This window comes from Pseudoalteromonas sp. GutCa3 (assembly GCF_002836155.1).
GTDB classification, from domain to species: domain Bacteria; phylum Pseudomonadota; class Gammaproteobacteria; order Enterobacterales; family Alteromonadaceae; genus Pseudoalteromonas; species Pseudoalteromonas arctica.
On the sequence record NZ_PJBK01000022.1, the window covers coordinates 98,709 to 119,047 of the forward strand.

Consider the following 20,339-nt stretch of genomic DNA (forward strand, 5'->3'; position numbering starts at 1 on the left):
AGTAGGCTAAATTGCTCATTAAGTACAAATAGGCCCTAATAATGAATAATAAATACCGCCTTACTATGCAGGGAATGACAAAGCAGTATCCCGGATGTATAGCCAATAATGACGTAACCTTAAAAATTAAGCATGGTGAAGTGCATGCCTTATTAGGTGAAAACGGTGCAGGTAAAAGCACATTAATGAAAATGCTTTATGGTGTGGTTAAACCTGACCAAGGGGACATGTTTTTTAATGGCCGTATAATGAATATAAAAGACCCTGCTGATGCGCGTGATTTAGGCATTGGAATGGTCTTTCAGCATTTTTCGTTATTTGAAACACTTACGGTCGCCCAAAATATTGAACTAGCGTTAGGTGATTTAGCAGGGCATAGCAGCACGCTTGCGGGTCGAATTACAAAAACATCAACACGTTATGGTATGCCATTAGACCCCCATAGACTGGTATCAACACTTTCAACTGGCGAGCGCCAACGAGTAGAAATTGTTAGATGCTTATTATTAGATATTCAGTTACTTATTTTAGACGAACCCACTTCAGTACTGACTCCACAAGAAGTCGATGCATTATTTAAAACCCTAAAGTCACTTAAAAAAGAAGGCTGCTCTGTGCTGTTTATTAGCCATAAACTGCACGAAGTGATTGAGTTATGTGACAGTGCGACCATTTTGAGAGGCGGGAAAGTAAGCGGGCATTGTATTCCTAAAAACGAAACTAGTGAGTCAATTGCTAGGCTGATGGTAGGCGACAACACGCCAATTAGTAACCAAACTCGCAGAGCTTTGGGTACTGCGGATTTTTTAACCGTTAATAATCTAACCACCGCCGCACAAGCATTATTTGAAACACCCCTTAAAAACATTAACTTTGCAGTACAGCAAGGCGAAATAGTGGGGATTGCGGGTGTTGCTGGCAACGGACAAGAAGAGTTATTAAAAGTGCTTTCGGGGGAGCAAATTCAAGCTAGTAGTAGCGCCATTAAATTTAAAAATACCGTAGTTGATGCACTGTGCCCGCTAAAAAGGCGCCGCCTTGGGCTTGCATGTGTGCCAGAGGATAGGCTTGGGCGAGGAGCTGTGCCCACTATGGATTTAGCACAAAATGCACTGCTTACTAGTTTTGATAATGGGCTGGTTAAAAATGGCTTTTTAGTAAAACAAAAAATTACTGAGCTTGCTAATAAAATCATTACAAAATACAAGGTTAAAACGCCAAGTTTTCGCACTCATGCAGCTAGCCTTTCAGGTGGTAATTTACAAAAATTTATTATTGGTCGCGAGGTAGAGCAAAGCCCAAAACTACTCGTTATGTCGCACCCTACTTGGGGTGTAGATATAGGCGCACAAGTGGCGATACATGAAGCTATTTTAAAGCTTCGCGACGAAGGGTGTGCGGTACTCGTTATTTCAGAAGATTTAGACGAACTTTATAAAATTTGCGACCGTATTGGCGCAATTTGTGATGGCAAACTGTCTCCCATTTTAAATACCGATACCGTACCGCTTGTGCAGTTAGGGCAGTGGATGGCTGGCGACTTTAGCGATGTTTTTAATAACCAGCCTAAAGTACACACACCACAAGGGGCACTCGCATGATTAAGTTAGAACCACGTGTTGAACGCTCACCAGCTTGGAGTTATCTCTCTCCTGTTTTAGCTATTTTACTAACATTAATAACCGGTTACGTGGTGTTTGCCTTATTAGGGCATGATCCTTTAAATGCCTTGTATACATTGCTTATAGCACCTGTTGCCGATTGGTATGGTGTAACTGAGCTACTTGTAATGACCATTCCTATTTTGCTATGCGCCTATGGCTTAGCGCTTTGTTATAGAGCATCGGTTTGGAATATAGGCGCAGAAGGGCAACTGCTTATTGGTGGTGTATGTGCAAGTGCTGTAGCCGTTAACTTTGTTGATTCAACAAGTGCTTTTGCAATGCCACTTACATTACTCGCTGGTATTGCTGGTGGCATGTTGTGGGCGGGGCTTGCTGCTTTTATGAAGCTGCGTTTAAACACCAATGAAATTTTAGTCACCATAATGCTCAACTACATAGCAGTAAATGTATTGCTGTGGGCTGTTCATGGGTCACTCAAAGATCCTCACGGTTATAACTTTCCTGAAAGTGCATTGTTTGGCGATAGCACGCTATTGCCTGTTTTATTCGACGGTACTCGATTGCACTTAGGCCTGGCGTTTGCGTTATTAGCGCTATGCGCCACATGGGTGTTTATTAGTAAAACCTTTATAGGCTTTCAAATACAAGTACTTGGGCTTGATGCATCCGCGGCCAAAATGGCGGGTTACAAGCGAGCATTATTAATTACGGGAGTGTTAGTTATTAGCGGTGGCTTAGCGGGGCTTGCTGGTGCGGGCGAAGTAGCAGGGCCTATTGGACAGCTGGTTCCACAAATATCACCTGGTTATGGCTATGCCGCCATTATTGTTGCTTTTTTAGGGCGATTGCACCCAGTAGGAATTACGTTTGCGGGCCTACTAATGGGGCTTATTTATATGGGAGGTGAGCTTGCGCAAATTAACATGGGTTTACCAAACGCCATTACCGGTATTTTTCAGGGGTTAATGCTGTTTTATTTACTCTCGTGCGATGTGCTTATTACTTATCGCCTTAGATTTTCGCTGCCATTTAAACAACAAAAAGCGCAGCCAATACATATTGCACAGGAGTCTTAAATTATGGATTTAGATGTAATTACTAATATTTTATACGCCACTATTCGTACAGGCACCCCCTTATTGCTGGTGGCGCTGGGTGAAATGGTATGCGAAAAAAGCGGCACCTTAAATTTAGGGCAAGAAGGCATGATGCTTTTAGGCGCGGTGGCAGGGTTTATAACCATGTACCAATGCGACAACCTATTTATTGGTTTTACGGTAGCAGCTTTGGTTGGTGTTATGGCCTCACTTATTTTCGCTTTTGTAGCGCTTAATTTAAATGCTAGCCAAGTGGCTGCAGGTTTGGCGCTGACTATTTTTGGTACTGGCCTTTCGGCATTTTTAGGTGCCGACTATGAAGGAAAAACCATTAACGCGTTACCTACTTTAGCAATTGCAGGGTTTGAGCATATTCCGGTATTAGGCAAAGCGCTATTTTCGCAAGACGCCATTGTGTATTTAAGTTGGAGTTTAGTGCTTGGTGCGTATTTGTTTTTTAAATACCACAGAGCAGGGCTTGCAGTACGGGCTATTGGTGAAAACCCAAGTGTGGGTAATAACTTAGGTTTACCTGTAATGCGTACACGTTATTTAGCCGTTATGTTTGGCGGCGCACTGGCTGGTATTGCGGGCGCTTACTTGTCGTTGGCTTATACACCACTTTGGACTCAAAACATGACGGCAGGGCGAGGTTGGATAGCCCTTGCGCTCGTGGTATTTGCAAGCTGGCGTATTGAGCGCGTAATGCTTGGCGCTTATTTATTTGGCTTTGCCAGCATTATGCACTTAGTTGCACAAGCGTTCGGTTTAGCGGTTGATTCTAACTTATTAGCCATGCTGCCTTATGGTGCAACACTTATTGTACTGATTATGCTCAGTAAAAATAAGCAAAAGCTAAAAATGTACGAACCCATGTGGCTAGGTAAACCTTGGCACAAGGGTCATTAAATTAATTACAAAATCAATAAGGTAAATCACCTGCTTCAACAGGATATTAAAAATATAACACGGAGAATAACAATGAAAAAACTTATAACAACACTCGGGGTTGCATTGAGCTTGTGCATAAGCGCATCAGCTACTGCAAAAGATAACGTAAAAGTAGGCTTTGTATATGTAAGTCCAATTGGTGAGGCCGGTTGGACGTATACACACGATGTAAGCCGGCAGTACCTAGAAGACAAATTTGGCGACAAAATAGAAACTACTTTTGTTGAAAGCGTACCAGAAGGAGCCGATGCTGAGCGTGTTATTACGCAACTAGCCAAAAGCGGGCACGATCTAATATTTACAACGTCGTTTGGCTACATGAACCCAACACTTAAAGTGGCTAAACGGTTTCCTAATGTAAAGTTTGAGCATGCTACAGGCTATAAACGCGCAAAAAACGTAAGCACTTACTTTGATCGCATTTACGAAGGACGCTACCTAACAGGTGTTATTGCAGGGCACATGAGTAAAACCGACAGCATTGGTTATATTGCTGCGTTTCCTATTCCGGAGGTAATACGCGGTATAAATGCATTTACGCTTGGCCTGCGCTCAGTAAAGCCTAATGCAAAAGTAAAAGTAGTGTGGGTTAATAGCTGGTTTGATCCGGGTAAAGAGCGCGAAGCTGCCGATAGCCTTATAGATCAAGGCGTTGATATTATAACTCAACATACTGATTCACCTGCACCATTGCAAGCAGCTGAAGCCGCTGGTATTTACGCTATTGGCTACCACTCAGATATGAGCGGGTACGGTAAAAAAGCACATTTAACGGCAGCGGTTCATCACTGGGATGAATTTTATGCAGAGCGCGTACAGCAAGTACTTGACGATAAATGGCAATCGCAAGATATATGGAAAGGGATAGGCTCAGGGATGACTCGCTTAGCGCCGCTAAGTAAAGACATTCCAAGTGATGTAGTAAGTGAAGTAAATGCTATTTCAGAGAAAATTGGTAAAGGTGAATTTCATCCATTTACTGGCCCTATAAAAAATCAGCAAGGTGAGCTGGTTACAACAGCTGGGCAGACTATTGATGATAAAACCTTACTCGGCATGGACTTTTACGTTGAAGGCGTAGAAGGGCAGCTTAAATAAACGCAGACGTATTTGAATTTAAATAGGGCAGGGCGTTAATACCTTGCCCAAGTTTAAGCGCTAAAAGGATATTGACCATGTCAAACCAAGAAGCTATTTCAGAAGACATAATTTACGCGGTAGATGATAAACCAGGGCTAACTGAATCATTTTTTGCTGCACTACAGCACGTACTCGCAAGCTTTGTAGGCATTATTACACCCACACTTATTATTGGTGGGGTGCTTGGCCTAGCTGCTGAAATACCATATTTAATTAGTATGGCGTTGTTTGTATCGGGTGTTGGTACGTTTATACAAGCGCGCAGAGTAGGGCCTGTTGGTTCTGGACTTATATGTGTGCAAGGCACCAGTTTTGCTTTTTTAGGCACTATTTTGGCCACAGGCTTTACTGTTAAAGCTACGGGTGGCAATAACGATGAAGTACTCGCTACTATTTTTGCTGTGTGTTTTTTAGCGGCCTTTGTAGAGATATTTATTAGTTTTTTTATAGAAAAACTCGGCAAAGTAATTAAGCCTGTTGTTACCGGCGTGGTTATTACCACTATAGGCGTCTACCTTATAAAAGTGGGTATGACCGACATAGGCGGCGGCCAGTGGCTATTAACTAATAAGCCTGACGAGTTTGCCTCACCAAGTAACCTAATTGTTGGTTTTTCGGTTGTTGCTTTAGTGGTGCTGTTTAATGCAAGTAAAAACCAATGGGTAAGGCTAACTGCCGTGGTTGTAGCCATGATAGTAGGTTGGATACTGGCTGTTATATTAGGAATAGCCAAATTTGAAGTCGGCGAGTTTGATTTAATCGCCATGCCAATACCGTTTAAGTACGGTTTTAATGTTGATTTTGGTGCACTGATAGCCTTTGGCTTTTTATACCTTATAACAGCAATTGAATCGACAGGCGATATTACTGCCAATTGTGCTGTTTCTAAGTTACCTGTTAGAGGGCCTACTTACTTAGCACGCATACGCGGTGGTATTTTAGGTGATGGCGTTAACTCGATGATTGCGGCCTTATTTAACACTTTTCCAAATACTACTTTTAGTCAAAACAACGGGGTTATTCAGCTAACAGGTGTTGCCAGCAGGTACATAGGCCTGTGGATCGGCGGTATTTTAATCATCCTTGGTTTATTTCCTGTGATTGGCGCTGTATTACAAAATATACCTAAACCCGTTTTGGGCGGTGCAACGCTTGTAATGTTTGGCACCGTAGCAGCCGCAGGGGTCAAAATACTAGCCAGCGAAAAAATAAATCGCAGAAGTTTACTTATTATTGCGGTGAGTTTGGGACTAGGGCTAGGTGTTAGTTTTGTACCAGAGTTGTTTACAAACGCACCTAAGTTGGTTACTGCCATATTTGGAAGTGCAGTGACGGTATCGGGTATCACCGCAATAATAATGACGTTGGTACTACCAGAGAATTACTCAGCAAGTACAGATCATCTTAACTAAACTAATAAAAATCATTAAAGGGATTAACAATGAAAATCAAAATAATAAAAAATATAGCGTTCGTAACTGCAATTACAATGTGCTCTACAGGTGTATCGGCTAAAGAGCTTTGGTCTGATTTTAGTATTACCGCAATGACAGGAGCCGACTACCTAGAGCCATTTTCAGGGGAGGAAGACGACAGAAGTGTGGTAACCATTGAGCATGCATCGGGCCATACTTGGGGCAGTACGTTCTTTTTTATGGATAGACTAAGTAATCCCGATGAAGTGTATGGGGAGCTAAACATAAACCCTACTCTTTACAAGCCGCAAGATAGCTTTGTTAAAGAGGTGTTTTTAGGCCTACAAACAGAGTATGGCTCGGGAGATACGAATCAAAATAACTATTTATTAGGGGGCGGTGTATCACTTGATGTACCTGGCTTTCAGTATTTTAATGTGGCTTATTATCGTCGTTTTCAAGATGAAATAGGTATAGAGCGTGAAGATAATAACCAAATAACAGTCACATGGGGCTATAACAAAGGTAACTTTAGATACGATGGCTTTTTAGATATTGTAGATAGCACCGACACAATGTTTGGTAAAAGTGAAGGTGGCTTTAACTTTACCTCACAGATTAAATACAATATTGCACCTATGCTCGGCTTAGATACAGGCCGCCTTGATGTGGGTATTGAGTATGTTTATTGGAAAAATAAATTTGGTGTAGATGGTCAAACAGAGCACAACCCAAACCTGTTGGTTAAATGGCATTTTTAACAGCTAATTGAATGGTATTTAATTAATAATTAAAGGCTACTTTTTAGTAGCTTTTTTATTTGATAATCTTAAATAATTGAATGGCTTAAATTAGTTGTGTTAAATTACTTTTTAATAACACTATATGGATTTTGTTTTCATGGACTCTGAAATAGACTTTTCTACCTACACTTTAGATGAGCTTTACTCATCAGCGAGAGCTATAGATCGCGAAGCCTACCCAGATCGAGCAAAAGAAATAGACGACTTAATTAAAACGCGAGAAGCACAGAGCCCATCTGAAAATGTTGTATCAAAACTAGCAGGAGAAAAAGCAACGCGCTCAGATAGGCTAGTGGCTGCTATTGTTGATGGCATTTTAGGTGTTGTTTGTTTTATTCCTGTATTCATGCTCGTAGGGTTTGATAATTTAAGCCAACCAACACTTACTTTATCTGGAGGTTTGCTAGGTTATGGCATATTAAGCACGTTAGTGCTTCATGGTTACCTTATGTACCAACGCGGACAAACAATTGGTAAATCTTTAATGTCTATCCGTATTGAAAATTTAGACGGTACACAAGCAAGCTTTACTACAATTTACTTTAAACGCATGCTTTCTATGCAACTATTATCACTAGTCCCTTCGGTAGGTCAGTTTATAGCTGGTTTTGTTAATCCATTATTTATATTTGGAAAAGATAAACGATGTTTACATGATCATTTAGCGGGAACAAAAGTGAGTTATGTAGATTAATCAGGATATTAATTATGGCAGCTTTGCCCGGATTTAAGTTTGATTAGCAAAAGTTACAAAATGGCGTATTTCACTAAATTGGTAATATAATTAATAAACCTTACCGATTGTTTTTTGACTAGTAACCAAGGATGATTATGAAAAACAACACACAGCTAATTTTAGCACTAGCGGCTTCTTTAATTTGTTACTCAACATATATATTATTCATTGGTTTTCTTACCGCAGCGAAAATCAATGAGGTGATACATGAGAATGTTTATAAAAACAAACGAGTTTGATAAACTGGCAAGGCGTTACGCATGTATTAAATGTGGTACTTGGGTGAGCATAAAAGCCCAAAGCTGTAAGCAGTGCCAGCATAGTTTTACTAACAATGATAAAAGCTCAATGCAAACACTCTATAATCAAAATAAAGAGCAAAACTGGCAACATACAATATTGCCTATTATTTTTGTGATATTGGTAATAGCTTTATTGCTCATTTAAATTTTGCTTAAGATTTAAAAGTGCTCGACTGCAACTCTGTAACAAAATCCCTCTGTACTTTAACGTGTAAAAACTACTCATAATTAAAATAATTACTCTTGTTAAGCCTTCTCTAAATATCACATAGCTAATGTTTTTTAATACATATAATAAGTTTATAAATTTCAATTGCTTAAATTATAAATTTATTTGTATTCACTCGTTTTTTTGGCACGTAAGTTGATACAACTCCTTATAAATTTTAAAAAGGAATTACCATGACTGCTGAATACTTTATGGTACTAGGGTTACTCGGTGTTGCATTTTTTGCTGTTGCAGGGGCATTGCTTGGGTATGAAAAAAACATTAGTGGTTTTGGCGTCGTAGTGGTTGCAACCGTTACAGCATTAGGGGGCGGTACCCTCAGAGATATACTTTTAAACAAACCGGTATTTTGGATTGCTACCCCGGAGTATTTATATTCAACCTATGGGGCTGTTATAGCAACAATTGCATTTATTCGATACTTACCGCGTGTTAATAATTACTACTTTTTATTAGTAGACGCTGTTGGTATGGCGCTATTTAATATTATGGGGATAGAAAAAGCACTCATTAATGGCTCTGGCATGGTGGTCGCAATTACCATGGGCATTACTACAGGTATATTTGGTGGTTTAATACGTGACGTAATTTGCCGTGAGGTACCAACTGTTATGCGCAGCGAACCTTACGCCTCTGCGTGTTTAGCGGGTGGTGCAGTTTATGCTGCTTTATTTAGCCTTAATGTAGATTACATTTGGTGTATTTTAGGCTCATTTTTCACGACTATTTTTTTAAGATTAGGCTCTTTGCATTGGGGTTGGCATTTAACTATTTTCAGAAAAAAAGACTTCAGAGATCAAAGCGACTAATCTTAGCTACGAGTAGCCCGCGTTTGCATGTAGTACTCGTAATTATCCTCACCCGTTATAGTAAAACCCAGCCGCTTATAAAGTCCTAATGCTGGGTTGTTTTTAAGTACTGTGAGTTTAATCGGTTTTGACTGCGCACTTGTAATAACTTGTTCAATAACCGCTTTCCCATACCCTTTATTTTGATGCAGTGGATGTATTTGTAATTGCATTATTTCAACGTATTGAGCGTGCGTTTGGTATTTTAAAGTACCAATTGGTACCTCATTTATAACTATAAGATGGGAGCAGTCATATTGGTCATCAAGCCTTAAAACATGCTGTTGCTCAGTTATACCAATCCGCAATAATACTTAATCATTTTGCGGGGCTAAACGTGTCGCTACCTGCGTTAAAAAATGCTCATTTAGAACAACTAAATAGCGAATTTTTTGCCTAGCTATCAACACGTTTTTCCAGCCTCAAAATAGATCACTTAATTAAGCGAATTGGTATTAAAAATAACCCGGCATTTTCTAAGTGTTCAACCATAGTCAGTTTTCTGAGGCTTAATAAGTAGTCTCGGTCTGAATATGCTGCCTTTATAAATTTAAAAACCATAGTGCTCCCTTGCAACAGCCTTAATGTTTATATTTGTAGAACGAACCAAAATAAGTGCGCAGTATTAAATGTGTAAGCCAAGCTAACAAAGGCAATACTACCAATACCCAAGTGCTTTCCACCAAAGCCCGCCAATAATTCCCCATACACTTAAATTAATAACGCTCATTATAAGGCCCATTACCCACCAGTCTTTTAACGATACATAGCCTGAGCCAAACACTATGGGAGAGGTGCCTGTTGCGTAATGCGTTAACGACATCATCAGTGATGAAGCGCCAGCTAACAGTAAACCTAAAAATAAAGGCGGAGCGCCAAGCGCCAAACCTGCGGCGTAAAATGCGGCAAACATAGCAGTAATATGTGCTGTGGTACTGGCAAAAAAGTAATGAGCGTAAAAATACACAGCTACCAATATAATGGCCGATACAATCCAGTCAAAGCCCAGTTGCGCAATATTGCTCTCAACAAGTGTTGAAAACCACGTTACCAAACCTAGTTTATTTAAAAAAGTGGCCATCATTACTAATGCTGAAAACCAAACAACGGTATCCCACGCAGACTTTTCTTTAAGTACATCGTCCCAGCTTAATACACCAGTCACTAATAAAACCGACAAACCTAAAAAAGCCACTGCGGTTGTGTTAACCGCGTAGTCAGCCCCTAAAATCATTGCGGGTACGCCGGCCCATAAAACAAGCAGCATAGCAAAAACACCCACCATTATTTTTTCGCCGTAACTCATTGGGCCCATTTCAGTTAATTTAGATTCTGCATATTTTTTAGCGTCGGGCGTACTTTTAACTTCAGGTGGGTAAATGGCATAAACAACCAAAGGCACAAGGGCAATACATAGCAAACCAGGAACAAGCGCTGCCAGCGCCCATGTACTCCAAGTAATACTGATATTTGCACCGGTAGCATCAGCAATCAGCTTTACAATTAGAGGGTTTGGCGCAGTCGCCGTAATAAACATAGCTGATGTAATAGGGTTTATATGGTAGCTCACTAAAGCAAGGTAGTGCCCAATTTTACGAGATGTACCCTCCTCAGGGGACGAGCCAAAGCTTGTTGCTATCGACTTCATTATTGGGTGAATAATAGCGCCGCCTCGCGCGGTATTACTTGGCGTTACAGGCGCTATAACAAGTTCAGAAAGTGCGAGTGCGTAACCAATACCAACTGTTTTTTTACCAAAAAGAGAAATAAAATTATAGCCAATACGATTTCCCAAACCAGTTTTAGCTAAACCCCGAGAAATAATAATAGCAATACCAATCAACCAAATTAATGAATTAGAAAAGCCACTTAATGCATCTTTAATAGCGCCAGATGGGCTGTCATTAGTTACGCCAGTTAACGCAACAGAGGTAATAGCTAAAATAGCAATGGCGCCGATTGGCATTGCTTTACCAATAATGGCAACAACAGTACCAATAAATAAAGCTAACAAATGCCATGCGTTTTCGGTAACACCTTGCGGGGGCGGTACAGCAAACCAAAGTAGTAAAACAATGGCTATAGAAATCAGTCCAGAGGTAACTCGAATATCAGTACCCTTCATTAAAAATGTCCCTAAGTTTTAGAAATGCATGCATTCTGTGTATTGAAAAGGCGACGTTATTCTACTTCATTTTATAATAAAAAAAATGACGCACATCATATGAATATTAGACTTATTTAATTTTATTAATAAAGAGGTAATAAACCATAAACTAAAGTGATTGATTACATTACCCTATGAGAGCTTACGTTGTGCTTAATCAACTCTTATATTTTTAAGAGTTAGCTTGAATTGTTTTATCGACTAGCAAGGTCTTTGTAAGTCTTAACGAATACTTGGAAATACAATGAACTTAAAATTAACCAACAACGTGATTACTTTTTTATTAGCGAGTAGCTTTTTGTTACTTGGCTTATCGTTTGCGCTAGGAGCAAACCCTAATACGTTAACGGCTACGTTTAGTTTTTATGGCGTTGATTCGCTAATGTCTGTATCTGCATTAGGTTTGATTAGTGGCTCATTTATGGTTGCTTTAGCGTTTGCCACCGTGCTCGCTCACCTTAAGCTAATGAAACCTACGCCAGCACTTTTACTTGCAGCAATTATAAGTTTAGTAGCATTACTTACCTTGTTTGCCAGTAACCGTTGGATGGCTCAACTTGGCGGCTTTCCAATCATTGGTAGTGGGCAGGGCATAATTAAATACTTTGCTGTAGTGCCTTTGTATTTGTTTTTATTTTATAAAGACAAACTTACCGACAAACAACACGTACTTTTAAACTTTATACCGGTTGCCATGGTTTTATTGTGGATTGGCGGCATGAAGTTTTATGAGTTTGAAGCAAAAGGCATTGTAAGTTTAGTAGAAACCTCACCGTTTATGTCATGGTTATACACGGTATTTAGCGTACAAGGTGCATCTAACGTGATTGGCGGGTTTGATGTATTATTTGTTGTGTTATTGGGATTAGGGCTATTTTTAAATAATAAAAAGCTAATTATTGTAAGTGGCTTAGCATGTTTAAGCGTATTTATGATGACCCAAACATTCTTAATTACCGCAACCGATGCATTTAGTTCTTCCACTTTATTGGAGCGCTTAGGGCAGTTTGTAATTAAAGATCTTTGGTATATAGCCAACCTTGTTGTTATTGCTTTTTTAATGATTTTTAAACCGGCTAAATAAAGAGGACGTCATGATCAGTTGCAACCAATACGACTACATCGAAATTGCCTGTATGCACCATTTAAGCATTGAGCTTATATTAAAAAATGGTGATGGTGTATGTGGCGTAGCAACTGACACAAAACGCAGTGCTAATAGAGACGAATGCATAGTTGTCAACGTAAATAGCGAGCTGCAACTCATTGTGCTCACTACAATTAGTGTACTTAAAGCGCGTGAGAGAAATCCATACTTTGACCACGTGAACTTTGATGTAAAGTAAATACCTCACTCATTCGTTTTAATCATAAGCACCTCAGCGAGCCTGTATCATTAATATGTTAAGGCTCGCTTTATTTGGCCAATGCTTTAGCTCATATGTGCTAAATGCACAAAGCCAAAATTTTCCTATTACTTTTACCTCTGTTTTATAATCGAGTTTTTCCACCAGATAAGGCTAAACGCCAACTATTAAAGCGTATAACAATGCTAAACCTGTATAAGTAAGCCTCAATAAGCTTTTGTGTAGCGTTTGGTATTCGTACGTATGTTATTTATGGTTGTAAAGGTAGCTACATAAATAAAGCTCTATTTTTGTTTTGTCCAATAGCATTATTAAACACCGTTTTGGTGAAAAATAACAAAGGTATTTTTATAACATTATTAATAACTTGTTTACATTAAGGTCGTTTAGTGGAATTATTGAACACTGTAATATACGCCGTTTTGGAGTGTTATAACCTCCCAAAGTGGTGTTCGATAAGTTGTTATATGCCAAGGGAGTTTTTAAATGGAATTTGAAATTTGGTACTTAGTCGTAGGTATTGCGATGCTACTCAATATAGTTGTTTCTATATTTTTGGTGCGCCGTGATGATTTGGAAACCTTTCAAAAAGGTGCGCAAATATTTATTGTATGGCTCATACCATTTGTAGGGGCGCTAGCTTTATGGATCTTTCATCGGAGTCAAGATGATCCGTTTACTAAGAGTAAAGGTCCAAATATTAGGTCATCACATGATTATACAGCTGGCGGTGATTAATATGGCATATAGCAAGCCAAGCCAGCGGGAATTTTACTCGCTGAAAAGCGCTCACAAAATCCCCTGCTTGGGGCGTTATATTTTTCAAGTTTAGAGTTTAATTTAATAAGGAAGTTGTTCATGTCGAATTCAGAACGTTCAAAAATGGCTATCAATTTAGATAAGGTTTACTGTCCAAAGTGCGATGAGAAAATGCCAGCTTTACGTATACCCGAAAATATTCAGCAATTAATGTGGGGTGGCTGGACTTGCCCAAAATGTGATTGCAAAATGGATAAGTTCGGTAAAGAAATAGTTGAGTAAATAAACATATAACAAGTCTAAACTCGCTTCTTAATGAAGCGTTATGTCACTACGTGAGAAGAGATGATGAACAAGGAAACTATAGGGAAATACGTCGCAGTTTTGGGATTATTGCTTTTCTGGGCACCACTTTGGGGAATTGTTGATTCGTATTTAATTATGTCCTCTTCATTTCAAGAGATAACGCTGTTTGGAAATAATGAACCTAAAATACCACAAGAAGAAATGTCATCAACAGCTTTGTCTACAGTAACAGGGTTCATCTTATTTTTAGTTGCGCTTTGCTTTTTAACATTTTCCGTTGTGGGCTTAAACTATCGAACTGAGTGGCTTTTTTGGGCACTAATAATATATTCAACATTGTTACTCTTCATGTTCCCTGTTGGTACAGTGCTAGGAGTAACTGTGCTGGCAGCGCTAGTTTTAAACAGGAAAAAATTTGGACTTGACGGTGACGCTATATAACAAAACCATTAACCGGATTAGTACAAGAGCGCCACAAATCGGTTATTGCAGGCGTTAGCTTTCTAAGAAGGTTTCGAGTTGAGAACAATATTTAGCTTTATTTTAGCCTCTTTAGTTGTTGCATTTTTAGCGCCAATGGCAATTGAAATGAAATTTACTATTATTCCTTTTGGTATATTTATTTGTACGTTAATAGTTGTTCTAATTTTGGTTCCAGTAACAGCATTTCCCATTTATAAATTTATCACTAAAAGTTGTGATTATTCGCTAAATACAGTGCTCAAATCTTCAGTTATATCTACTTGCTTAGTTTCTTTCTTTTTTGTTTTCCCTTCAGGTTTAGATAGCTCAATTATTAATGGTAAGGTATTGGTCGAAAATGGTTCAATTACGTTAATAGGTTATGGATATAGCTTTTTACAATTGTTTTTATTTTCTATAGTAGGTCTTGTTGCTGGTATTGTATTTTTCGTTTCAAAAATAGAGTTAAATAAAAGCTAAAGAGTTAGGATGAAATTCATTCTAACTTTACATAAATAATATTTTATATCAGTTGGTTAGGTTTTATTTGTGACGGTGCGTCACGCAAAAAGCTGAACTACAATGAAAGAAAGAGTAAAAAGCCAAACCACACTAAACTTTTCCGTAATAGCTTCCAAAACGCCAATTAAAACAACAGCTAACTCTTTTTATACTCCACGTGAAATACAGTAAAAGATTGAACCAAAATAGGAACTCAGCTATGGTTTGTTTATCAATAAAAACAAATAAAAAACGAGTTAATCTACAGGCTCGTTATAATTCAAATCTGATAGGTGTTTATGCGTTATATATATTTTTTCTTACTATTATTTTTAAGTGGTTGTGCTTCAGCCCCAAGAGATGCTTTAACTTTTGACCAGGTACAGCTACCTCAACCAAATGAAGAGCTAAGTGTTTTAGTATTCCATAGGTTGCTTACCCCACCAGCAGCATCAGATATGCGTGTAAGTATAAATGATAAAAAAATTGTAGCACTACCAAACAATACTTTCTCTTACATAAAATTACCGGCGGGTAATTATGATTTAAAAATTAGCTGGAGCCCACTCACAGGAGTGTGGAGTAATACAAAACAGCTAATAATTGCACCTAATCAAACTAAATATTTACAATTAAATAGCAGTGTTTATACGGCAATGGGTGTTGAACTTGGTTCGAGTAAACACGATCCATCTAACAAAGAGGCCGCAGAGACCTTGTTAAGAGAATGCTGTAAATATATACAAGCTACTGAACTCTAATAGTTGCTTAAATGGACTTCTAATAGTTAGCTTTTTTGTTCGTACCTAGCTTATTTTAACTAGCTATTTGTCGCCGTTAAATTGAGGCGTTGAGATTTTAGAATTACTTCTTTTAATTAAATCTGGCTGTTAGAGCTATTCTACAGCCTCGTTGTATTACTAAAGGATTATCGTGAAATACTCTAGGATTATACTCTTTTCAGTAGGGTTGTATTTATTGCTAGTTGCTTTATCAACAATAGCAACAAAGATTGTTGGCTTTGATGAGATGACTCAAAGTACCTCATTAGCTTTTACTTATTACGTCCTCGGATTTGTAACCCCTTTAATCGTGTATTGTTACTTAGGCTATAAGCAAACAGTGGGTCCCTATAAACAAGCCTTTTTAGTTTCGGCGGTTTATTGGTTTATTAATCTAAGTGTCGGTGCCTTACTATACATTTTGTTAGAGATATCAATGGAGGCTTTAGTATATTTGGTTTCGGCTTTGCTGCATGTTATTGCTGTTTTATTAGGGACATTACTTGGTATTCAATTACGTCGTAAAATAGTTGAGCGTAAATAAACAAATCGTAAAGCAGAGCAAAAACAGCTGGTTTTTGCTTTTTCACCCTAACCTTAGATAACAACCTTACGGCCTATTTATTGGGCATAAGTAAAAAAGGAATTTGAATTTGCTATTCGATTGGTTTAGCTCTGAAAAACCCAATGTTTATTTAGGGTCGTTAGCTGTGGCTAATAACAGCCATTTTTCTAAAATAGAGTCGTTTTTTTATATAACGGGCGATTCCCTACAAGATCATATGCACAAGAAGCTTGAAGATATTTTTTGTCTTCACAGTATTTCGTCTATTAAAGAGCCTAAAAAATCAGATATTGGTTTAGATGTTGTTATAGTTACTTTGCATGGTGGTGATGCATTCACTATAGATTTTGATACAGCTGTTATTCCGCTATTTTGGCGACCAAAAGTTAAATTAGTGTCGCGCTTGTATAACATTAAACACAACAAGACGATTAAAACGTTCAGCGTTTCTAAATCTGTTACGTGGCGTCAATTTATTGCTAAAAAATTTGGCTTAAGAGGTTTTTTTCGTTGGGGTCCTTTGTATCATAACGAAGACATGGAAATACTGTTGTATAAAGCATGCTACGAGTTATTAAATAAAATGCGGAAGGCTATTTAACCAGTAGCCAATAAGAATAATTAAAATAAGATAAAAATACATTTTGCTCTTGGTGGACATCATTACAAACAAAATTACTAATCATAAAAGGATTTAAGAATGAAAAAATTTATATACGCAGCTGCAGCTATTTTATTGCCTACCATTCTTGGGGTTTTATTTGGTGGCATTATAAGCGAGAAAAGTGGTTTTTTAGAAAGCTTTAAAGCATACGGTTTTATTTGCTTACCTATAGCTGCGATAACCTATTTTGCAGGTTTACGTGCAAATCAAGGTAAAGCTAAGTATGAAGTTAGCAATAAATTAACCAAGAACAAAAAGCAGTTCGCTTTGCTGCCACAATACTTATTTTTACAAATATATTTTGCCTATTTAAGGCAGCACTAGATATAAAAATACAAGGATGCATAATTGAATTATTTAAATTGGTTACAAAATACATACCCAGAGCTAAATGAGATATCAAATGAAACTATTAACTCTCATATCGACAAAGCAAAGTCTGATACAGAGCTTTTTAGGGAATTCATTAAAGTATTAGGTAGCTTATTTTTTATTATCCCGTTCAACTTATACCTTTATATTTCGGGTATTCAGGCATCTAACAGCCCTTTATATTGGTTTTTGGTTGTGGCTTCAATTGCTGTTGGTGGTTTTATCGGGCTTTATTGCGAGCAAAAGGTCATTAAAAAACGTCTTAAAAAATAATACAGTTAAAGGCGTTTTAAATGACTAATGATGAAGGGCAGTTAGGGTGACCTTATTCTAACCGTTACGGAAATTATCAATTATAGAATGGTAAACAACTTGGCTTTATTAAGCCTGATTCTCTTTAAAATAAAAAGCGGAATATTACGGTCAATAAATGCATGGGTAAATTGATTTTAAGTTGATAGGAACTCAGCTATGGTTTGTTTATCAATAAAAAATAAAAAACGAGTTAATCTACAGGCTAATTATACGTATCTCAGATTATGGAGAATCTTTTGAATCTTAAAATTAAAACATCTAAAGCCGACTATGACGCTTTTTACGCTCACACAGCATCTAAGGTGTTGAAATCCTATACATGGATACCCATGCTTAAAAATGTGTGTCTTTGGTTGGTGCTAACTTTTAGTTTTATGTCCTTCTTTCAGTTTCAGTCTGGCGGAATAGAAAATAAGTTGTTCTTTTCTGTTTTCACATTATCCATTTTATTTTTTATTTACGTCGCTCTCAGTAAATTTATGGAAGTGAAAATTGCACAATGTTTTACACCAAATGAAATTGGAATAATGATTGGTCCTAAAGAGTTTGAAATAAGCGCTGATGGTATAAAAGAAATCCACCAATATGGTTATAACTTTTATGACTGGGATGTTGTAGAGCATATCGAAGAAGTTAATGGTTCAATCTATGTATATGTTGATAAAGTACTTGCCATAATTTTCAACCCTGAGTCGTTGAAACCTGATAAATGTAAAGAAGATCTTTTAGCTACGATGAACAAACACGTAACAACACGCCCTGAGGTGGACGACTAGTCAAATTTAGCTATTAATTGCAAATTTTAAAAGTGGTGAGCCTCTTTGTTTTTCAACACCTAAATGTAATCCTTATCGATTTAAATACCAGAGTTCTATATAGGCTTACCCTTCACTTTTTACTGCTTATAATACGCTTTAGCCCAAATCAACTATGTAACTACAACGAATAGAAAAACCAGCCACTCTACAAATATTTGCCTTGGAATAGTGGGCAACTAAAACCTAAATATATCCATACCTCTTGACGGCTTCGTCCAATAAACAGCGCAATCTCCGTTTATTTTCACTTCAGCGATATCATTAAACGCGCGCAATTTCCCTTAAAACCAATTCCCGTAAAAACAAATTAATTATGGGAGGTCCTGTAGTCAAATAACAATACTTTAGTAAACGCTAGTTCATATTACGTAACGTAATATCCATACAGAACTTTAAGTTAAACATACGTTCGTGCAGCGTTCCCATTTTTATTTGACTCAATTTATTGGATATTCTTTTTATGAAATTAAAGTTATTTATCGCAATTATTTTTAGCACTTCGATGTCGTCTTACGCGACAGAAGCAGTAGATCAAACGCAGTTTTCATTCGAAGACTTAAAAGCCCTAGCAAAAGCCTCAGCCGAAAAGCCCTATACGCCAACTAAGGTGCCAGCGCCGGAGTTAATCGATAAAATTACGTATGACGAACATTGGAAAATACGCTTTAAAGAAGATGAAACCTTATACCCAAGTGGAAAAAAGGCGCCCGTACAATTATTTTACCCTGGCCGATATTTTCCAGAGCCTGTAAGTATTTACATCCGAGATGATAAAAATCAGGTTCAAAATGTACCTTTTAGTAATGACGTTTTTGATATGCCTGATGACAGCCCAGCTCACGATCTCCCAGAGGGGTTTGGATTTGCAGGCTTTAGAATAATGCGCCCAGATATGAAACCAGATTGGATATCTTTTTTAGGTGCGTCTTATTTTCGTACCGACGGGCCAGAGGGGCAATATGGACTGTCAGCCCGAGGTATTGCAATTAATACGGGTATGAATCAGCCAGAAGAATTTCCGCGCTTTTCTGCATTTTGGATTGGCCCCGCAGAGAAAAAAGGTGAAAGTGTGTCTGTTTGGGCATTGCTTGAAGGGCCTTCTATCACTGGTGCTTATCGATTTGGTTTAAGCAAAGATAACAAAGAAGCTAAAGGCCATATTACCTCTGTAACGGCAAATTTGTATATGCGCGCCGATGTTGAACGCTTAGGTGTAGCACCGCTAACTAGTATGTATTGGTACTCACAAAAAGATAAAACAGAAGCTAAAGACTGGCGCCCTGAAATTCACGATAGCGATGGCTTAGCTATTCACACAGGATCGGGTCAATACGTTTGGCGCCCATTAAATAATCCTCAGTCGGTGTCGACCAATAGCTTTATTGATGAGAACCCAAAAGGGTTTGGTTTAATCCAAAGAGATCGTGACTTTAATAACTACCAAGACGACGGCGTATTTTACAATAAGCGTTCATCAGCGTGGATTAAACCTACTGACGATTGGGGCAAAGGCGCAGTACAGTTAATCGAAATTCCTACAAAAGATGAAACGTTTGACAACATTGTTGCCTACTGGGTGCCCGAAAAAGAGGCGCGCAAAGGCGACGAGTTTACCTTTTCTTATGATATTGAATGGCGTCCACTCGATCCAAAATCAAAAAACCTTGCAAGCGTTGTAAATACTCGCCAAGGCTTAGGCGGGATCCCCGGCCAGCCTATTCCTGAAGGCGTTAACAAAATGGTGATTGATTTTGAAGGTCCAGTATTTAAAGGCTTAGATAACAAAAGTGGTATAAAGCCGATTGTTGAAGCCAGCAACGGTGAAATACTAGAACCTATTGGAGTTTATCCGGTAGTTGGTACAAACCAATGGCGATTAGCGTTTGACTACAAACAAGCTAACAACAATCCGGTGAACATACGCGCGTATTTAGTTGATAAAAATGATGAAGCTATAACTGAAACATGGGTAAGTGATGCAAAGGTAACTATTAAATAAGCATTAAAGTAAAACGGGTGGCTATATTTTGATTTGCTTCGTAATTATAGCCATCATAATATTTACTTAATCGAGCGTTACGAGTAAATATTAGTTAAAGTCACTGTTTAGCATAT

At 38.1% G+C, this 20,339-nt stretch carries 24 protein-coding genes; 22 read left to right on the plus strand and 2 right to left on the minus strand.

Going from position 1 to position 20,339, the window contains the following annotated elements; translation table 11 throughout:
• Positions 1 to 41: 41 nt before the first annotated feature.
• From CXF64_RS03885 to CXF64_RS03925, 9 genes are all read left to right on the plus strand, one after another.
• The gene (locus CXF64_RS03885) at positions 42 to 1,601 is read left to right on the plus strand and encodes an ABC transporter ATP-binding protein (RefSeq protein WP_101216340.1); all 1,560 of its coding nucleotides are present in this window, start codon (positions 42 to 44) and stop codon (positions 1,599 to 1,601) included.
• Positions 1,598 to 2,701, plus strand: a complete 1,104-nt coding sequence (locus CXF64_RS03890; RefSeq protein ID WP_101216341.1) for an ABC transporter permease — start codon at positions 1,598 to 1,600, stop codon at positions 2,699 to 2,701. Before CXF64_RS03885 ends, CXF64_RS03890 begins: the two co-directional genes overlap by 4 nt.
• Before the next feature lie 3 nt (positions 2,702 to 2,704).
• Positions 2,705 to 3,631 carry an ABC transporter permease gene (locus CXF64_RS03895; RefSeq protein WP_024600002.1) on the plus strand — a complete coding sequence of 309 codons (927 nt, stop codon included), beginning with the start codon at positions 2,705 to 2,707 and terminating at the stop codon, positions 3,629 to 3,631.
• A gap of 72 nt (positions 3,632 to 3,703) precedes the next feature.
• A complete protein-coding gene (locus tag CXF64_RS03900; protein ID WP_101216342.1) occupies positions 3,704 to 4,771 on the plus strand; it encodes a BMP family ABC transporter substrate-binding protein in 1,068 nt (355 codons plus the stop codon).
• A gap of 77 nt (positions 4,772 to 4,848) precedes the next feature.
• The gene (locus CXF64_RS03905; protein ID WP_101216343.1) at positions 4,849 to 6,225 is read left to right on the plus strand and encodes a uracil-xanthine permease family protein; all 1,377 of its coding nucleotides are present in this window, start codon (positions 4,849 to 4,851) and stop codon (positions 6,223 to 6,225) included.
• 29 nt (positions 6,226 to 6,254) lie between these two features.
• Positions 6,255 to 6,989: a DUF5020 family protein gene (locus CXF64_RS03910; protein ID WP_076924303.1), complete on the plus strand. Its 735-nt coding sequence runs from the start codon at positions 6,255 to 6,257 to the stop codon at positions 6,987 to 6,989.
• A gap of 139 nt (positions 6,990 to 7,128) precedes the next feature.
• Complete coding sequence (locus CXF64_RS03915; RefSeq protein WP_101216344.1) at positions 7,129 to 7,725, plus strand: RDD family protein; 597 nt, start codon at positions 7,129 to 7,131, stop codon at positions 7,723 to 7,725.
• Positions 7,726 to 7,974: 249 nt separating this feature from the next.
• A complete protein-coding gene (locus CXF64_RS03920; RefSeq protein ID WP_101216345.1) occupies positions 7,975 to 8,214 on the plus strand; it encodes a hypothetical protein in 240 nt (79 codons plus the stop codon).
• 257 nt (positions 8,215 to 8,471) lie between these two features.
• Complete coding sequence (locus tag CXF64_RS03925) at positions 8,472 to 9,107, plus strand: trimeric intracellular cation channel family protein (protein WP_004334621.1); 636 nt, start codon at positions 8,472 to 8,474, stop codon at positions 9,105 to 9,107.
• A gap of 2 nt (positions 9,108 to 9,109) precedes the next feature.
• On the opposite strand, the gene CXF64_RS03930 is transcribed toward CXF64_RS03925, so the two are convergent.
• Positions 9,110 to 9,454, minus strand: a complete 345-nt coding sequence (locus CXF64_RS03930; RefSeq protein ID WP_101216346.1) for a GNAT family N-acetyltransferase — start codon at positions 9,452 to 9,454, stop codon at positions 9,110 to 9,112.
• A gap of 350 nt (positions 9,455 to 9,804) precedes the next feature.
• The gene (locus tag CXF64_RS03940) at positions 9,805 to 11,271 is read right to left on the minus strand and encodes a DASS family sodium-coupled anion symporter (protein ID WP_010553576.1); all 1,467 of its coding nucleotides are present in this window, start codon (positions 11,269 to 11,271) and stop codon (positions 9,805 to 9,807) included.
• A 286-nt stretch (positions 11,272 to 11,557) separates the two neighbouring features.
• On the opposite strand from CXF64_RS03940, the gene CXF64_RS03945 reads away from it, so the two are divergent.
• From CXF64_RS03945 to CXF64_RS04010, 13 genes are all read left to right on the plus strand, one after another.
• Positions 11,558 to 12,397, plus strand: a complete 840-nt coding sequence (locus tag CXF64_RS03945; RefSeq protein WP_101216347.1) for a DUF417 family protein — start codon at positions 11,558 to 11,560, stop codon at positions 12,395 to 12,397.
• 10 nt (positions 12,398 to 12,407) lie between these two features.
• Positions 12,408 to 12,659: a Rho-binding antiterminator gene (locus tag CXF64_RS03950; RefSeq protein ID WP_024591967.1), complete on the plus strand. Its 252-nt coding sequence runs from the start codon at positions 12,408 to 12,410 to the stop codon at positions 12,657 to 12,659.
• Positions 12,660 to 13,166: 507 nt separating this feature from the next.
• Positions 13,167 to 13,418, plus strand: coding sequence for a hypothetical protein (locus CXF64_RS03960; RefSeq protein WP_024591966.1), 252 nt, complete (start codon positions 13,167 to 13,169; stop codon positions 13,416 to 13,418).
• 120 nt (positions 13,419 to 13,538) lie between these two features.
• Positions 13,539 to 13,721 (plus strand): hypothetical protein, encoded by a 183-nt coding sequence (locus tag CXF64_RS03965; RefSeq protein WP_024591965.1) that lies wholly within the window; start codon positions 13,539 to 13,541, stop codon positions 13,719 to 13,721.
• 66 nt (positions 13,722 to 13,787) lie between these two features.
• The gene (locus CXF64_RS03970; RefSeq protein ID WP_024591964.1) at positions 13,788 to 14,186 is read left to right on the plus strand and encodes a hypothetical protein; all 399 of its coding nucleotides are present in this window, start codon (positions 13,788 to 13,790) and stop codon (positions 14,184 to 14,186) included.
• A gap of 78 nt (positions 14,187 to 14,264) precedes the next feature.
• The gene (locus CXF64_RS03975; protein ID WP_024591963.1) at positions 14,265 to 14,687 is read left to right on the plus strand and encodes a hypothetical protein; all 423 of its coding nucleotides are present in this window, start codon (positions 14,265 to 14,267) and stop codon (positions 14,685 to 14,687) included.
• A gap of 320 nt (positions 14,688 to 15,007) precedes the next feature.
• Entirely contained in the window at positions 15,008 to 15,469 is a 462-nt protein-coding gene (locus CXF64_RS03980; protein WP_024591962.1) for a hypothetical protein, read from the plus strand.
• A 217-nt stretch (positions 15,470 to 15,686) separates the two neighbouring features.
• Entirely contained in the window at positions 15,687 to 16,034 is a 348-nt protein-coding gene (locus tag CXF64_RS03985; protein ID WP_024591961.1) for a hypothetical protein, read from the plus strand.
• A gap of 109 nt (positions 16,035 to 16,143) precedes the next feature.
• Positions 16,144 to 16,656, plus strand: a complete 513-nt coding sequence (locus CXF64_RS03990; protein ID WP_024591960.1) for a hypothetical protein — start codon at positions 16,144 to 16,146, stop codon at positions 16,654 to 16,656.
• A gap of 99 nt (positions 16,657 to 16,755) precedes the next feature.
• Positions 16,756 to 17,043 carry a hypothetical protein gene (locus tag CXF64_RS03995; protein WP_024591959.1) on the plus strand — a complete coding sequence of 96 codons (288 nt, stop codon included), beginning with the start codon at positions 16,756 to 16,758 and terminating at the stop codon, positions 17,041 to 17,043.
• 24 nt (positions 17,044 to 17,067) lie between these two features.
• Positions 17,068 to 17,364: a hypothetical protein gene (locus tag CXF64_RS04000; RefSeq protein ID WP_101216348.1), complete on the plus strand. Its 297-nt coding sequence runs from the start codon at positions 17,068 to 17,070 to the stop codon at positions 17,362 to 17,364.
• A gap of 521 nt (positions 17,365 to 17,885) precedes the next feature.
• A complete protein-coding gene (locus tag CXF64_RS20740) occupies positions 17,886 to 18,182 on the plus strand; it encodes a YcxB family protein (RefSeq protein ID WP_133120261.1) in 297 nt (98 codons plus the stop codon).
• 502 nt (positions 18,183 to 18,684) lie between these two features.
• Positions 18,685 to 20,223 (plus strand): glucan biosynthesis protein, encoded by a 1,539-nt coding sequence (locus CXF64_RS04010; protein ID WP_101216350.1) that lies wholly within the window; start codon positions 18,685 to 18,687, stop codon positions 20,221 to 20,223.
• The last annotated feature ends 116 nt before the right edge of the window (positions 20,224 to 20,339 follow it).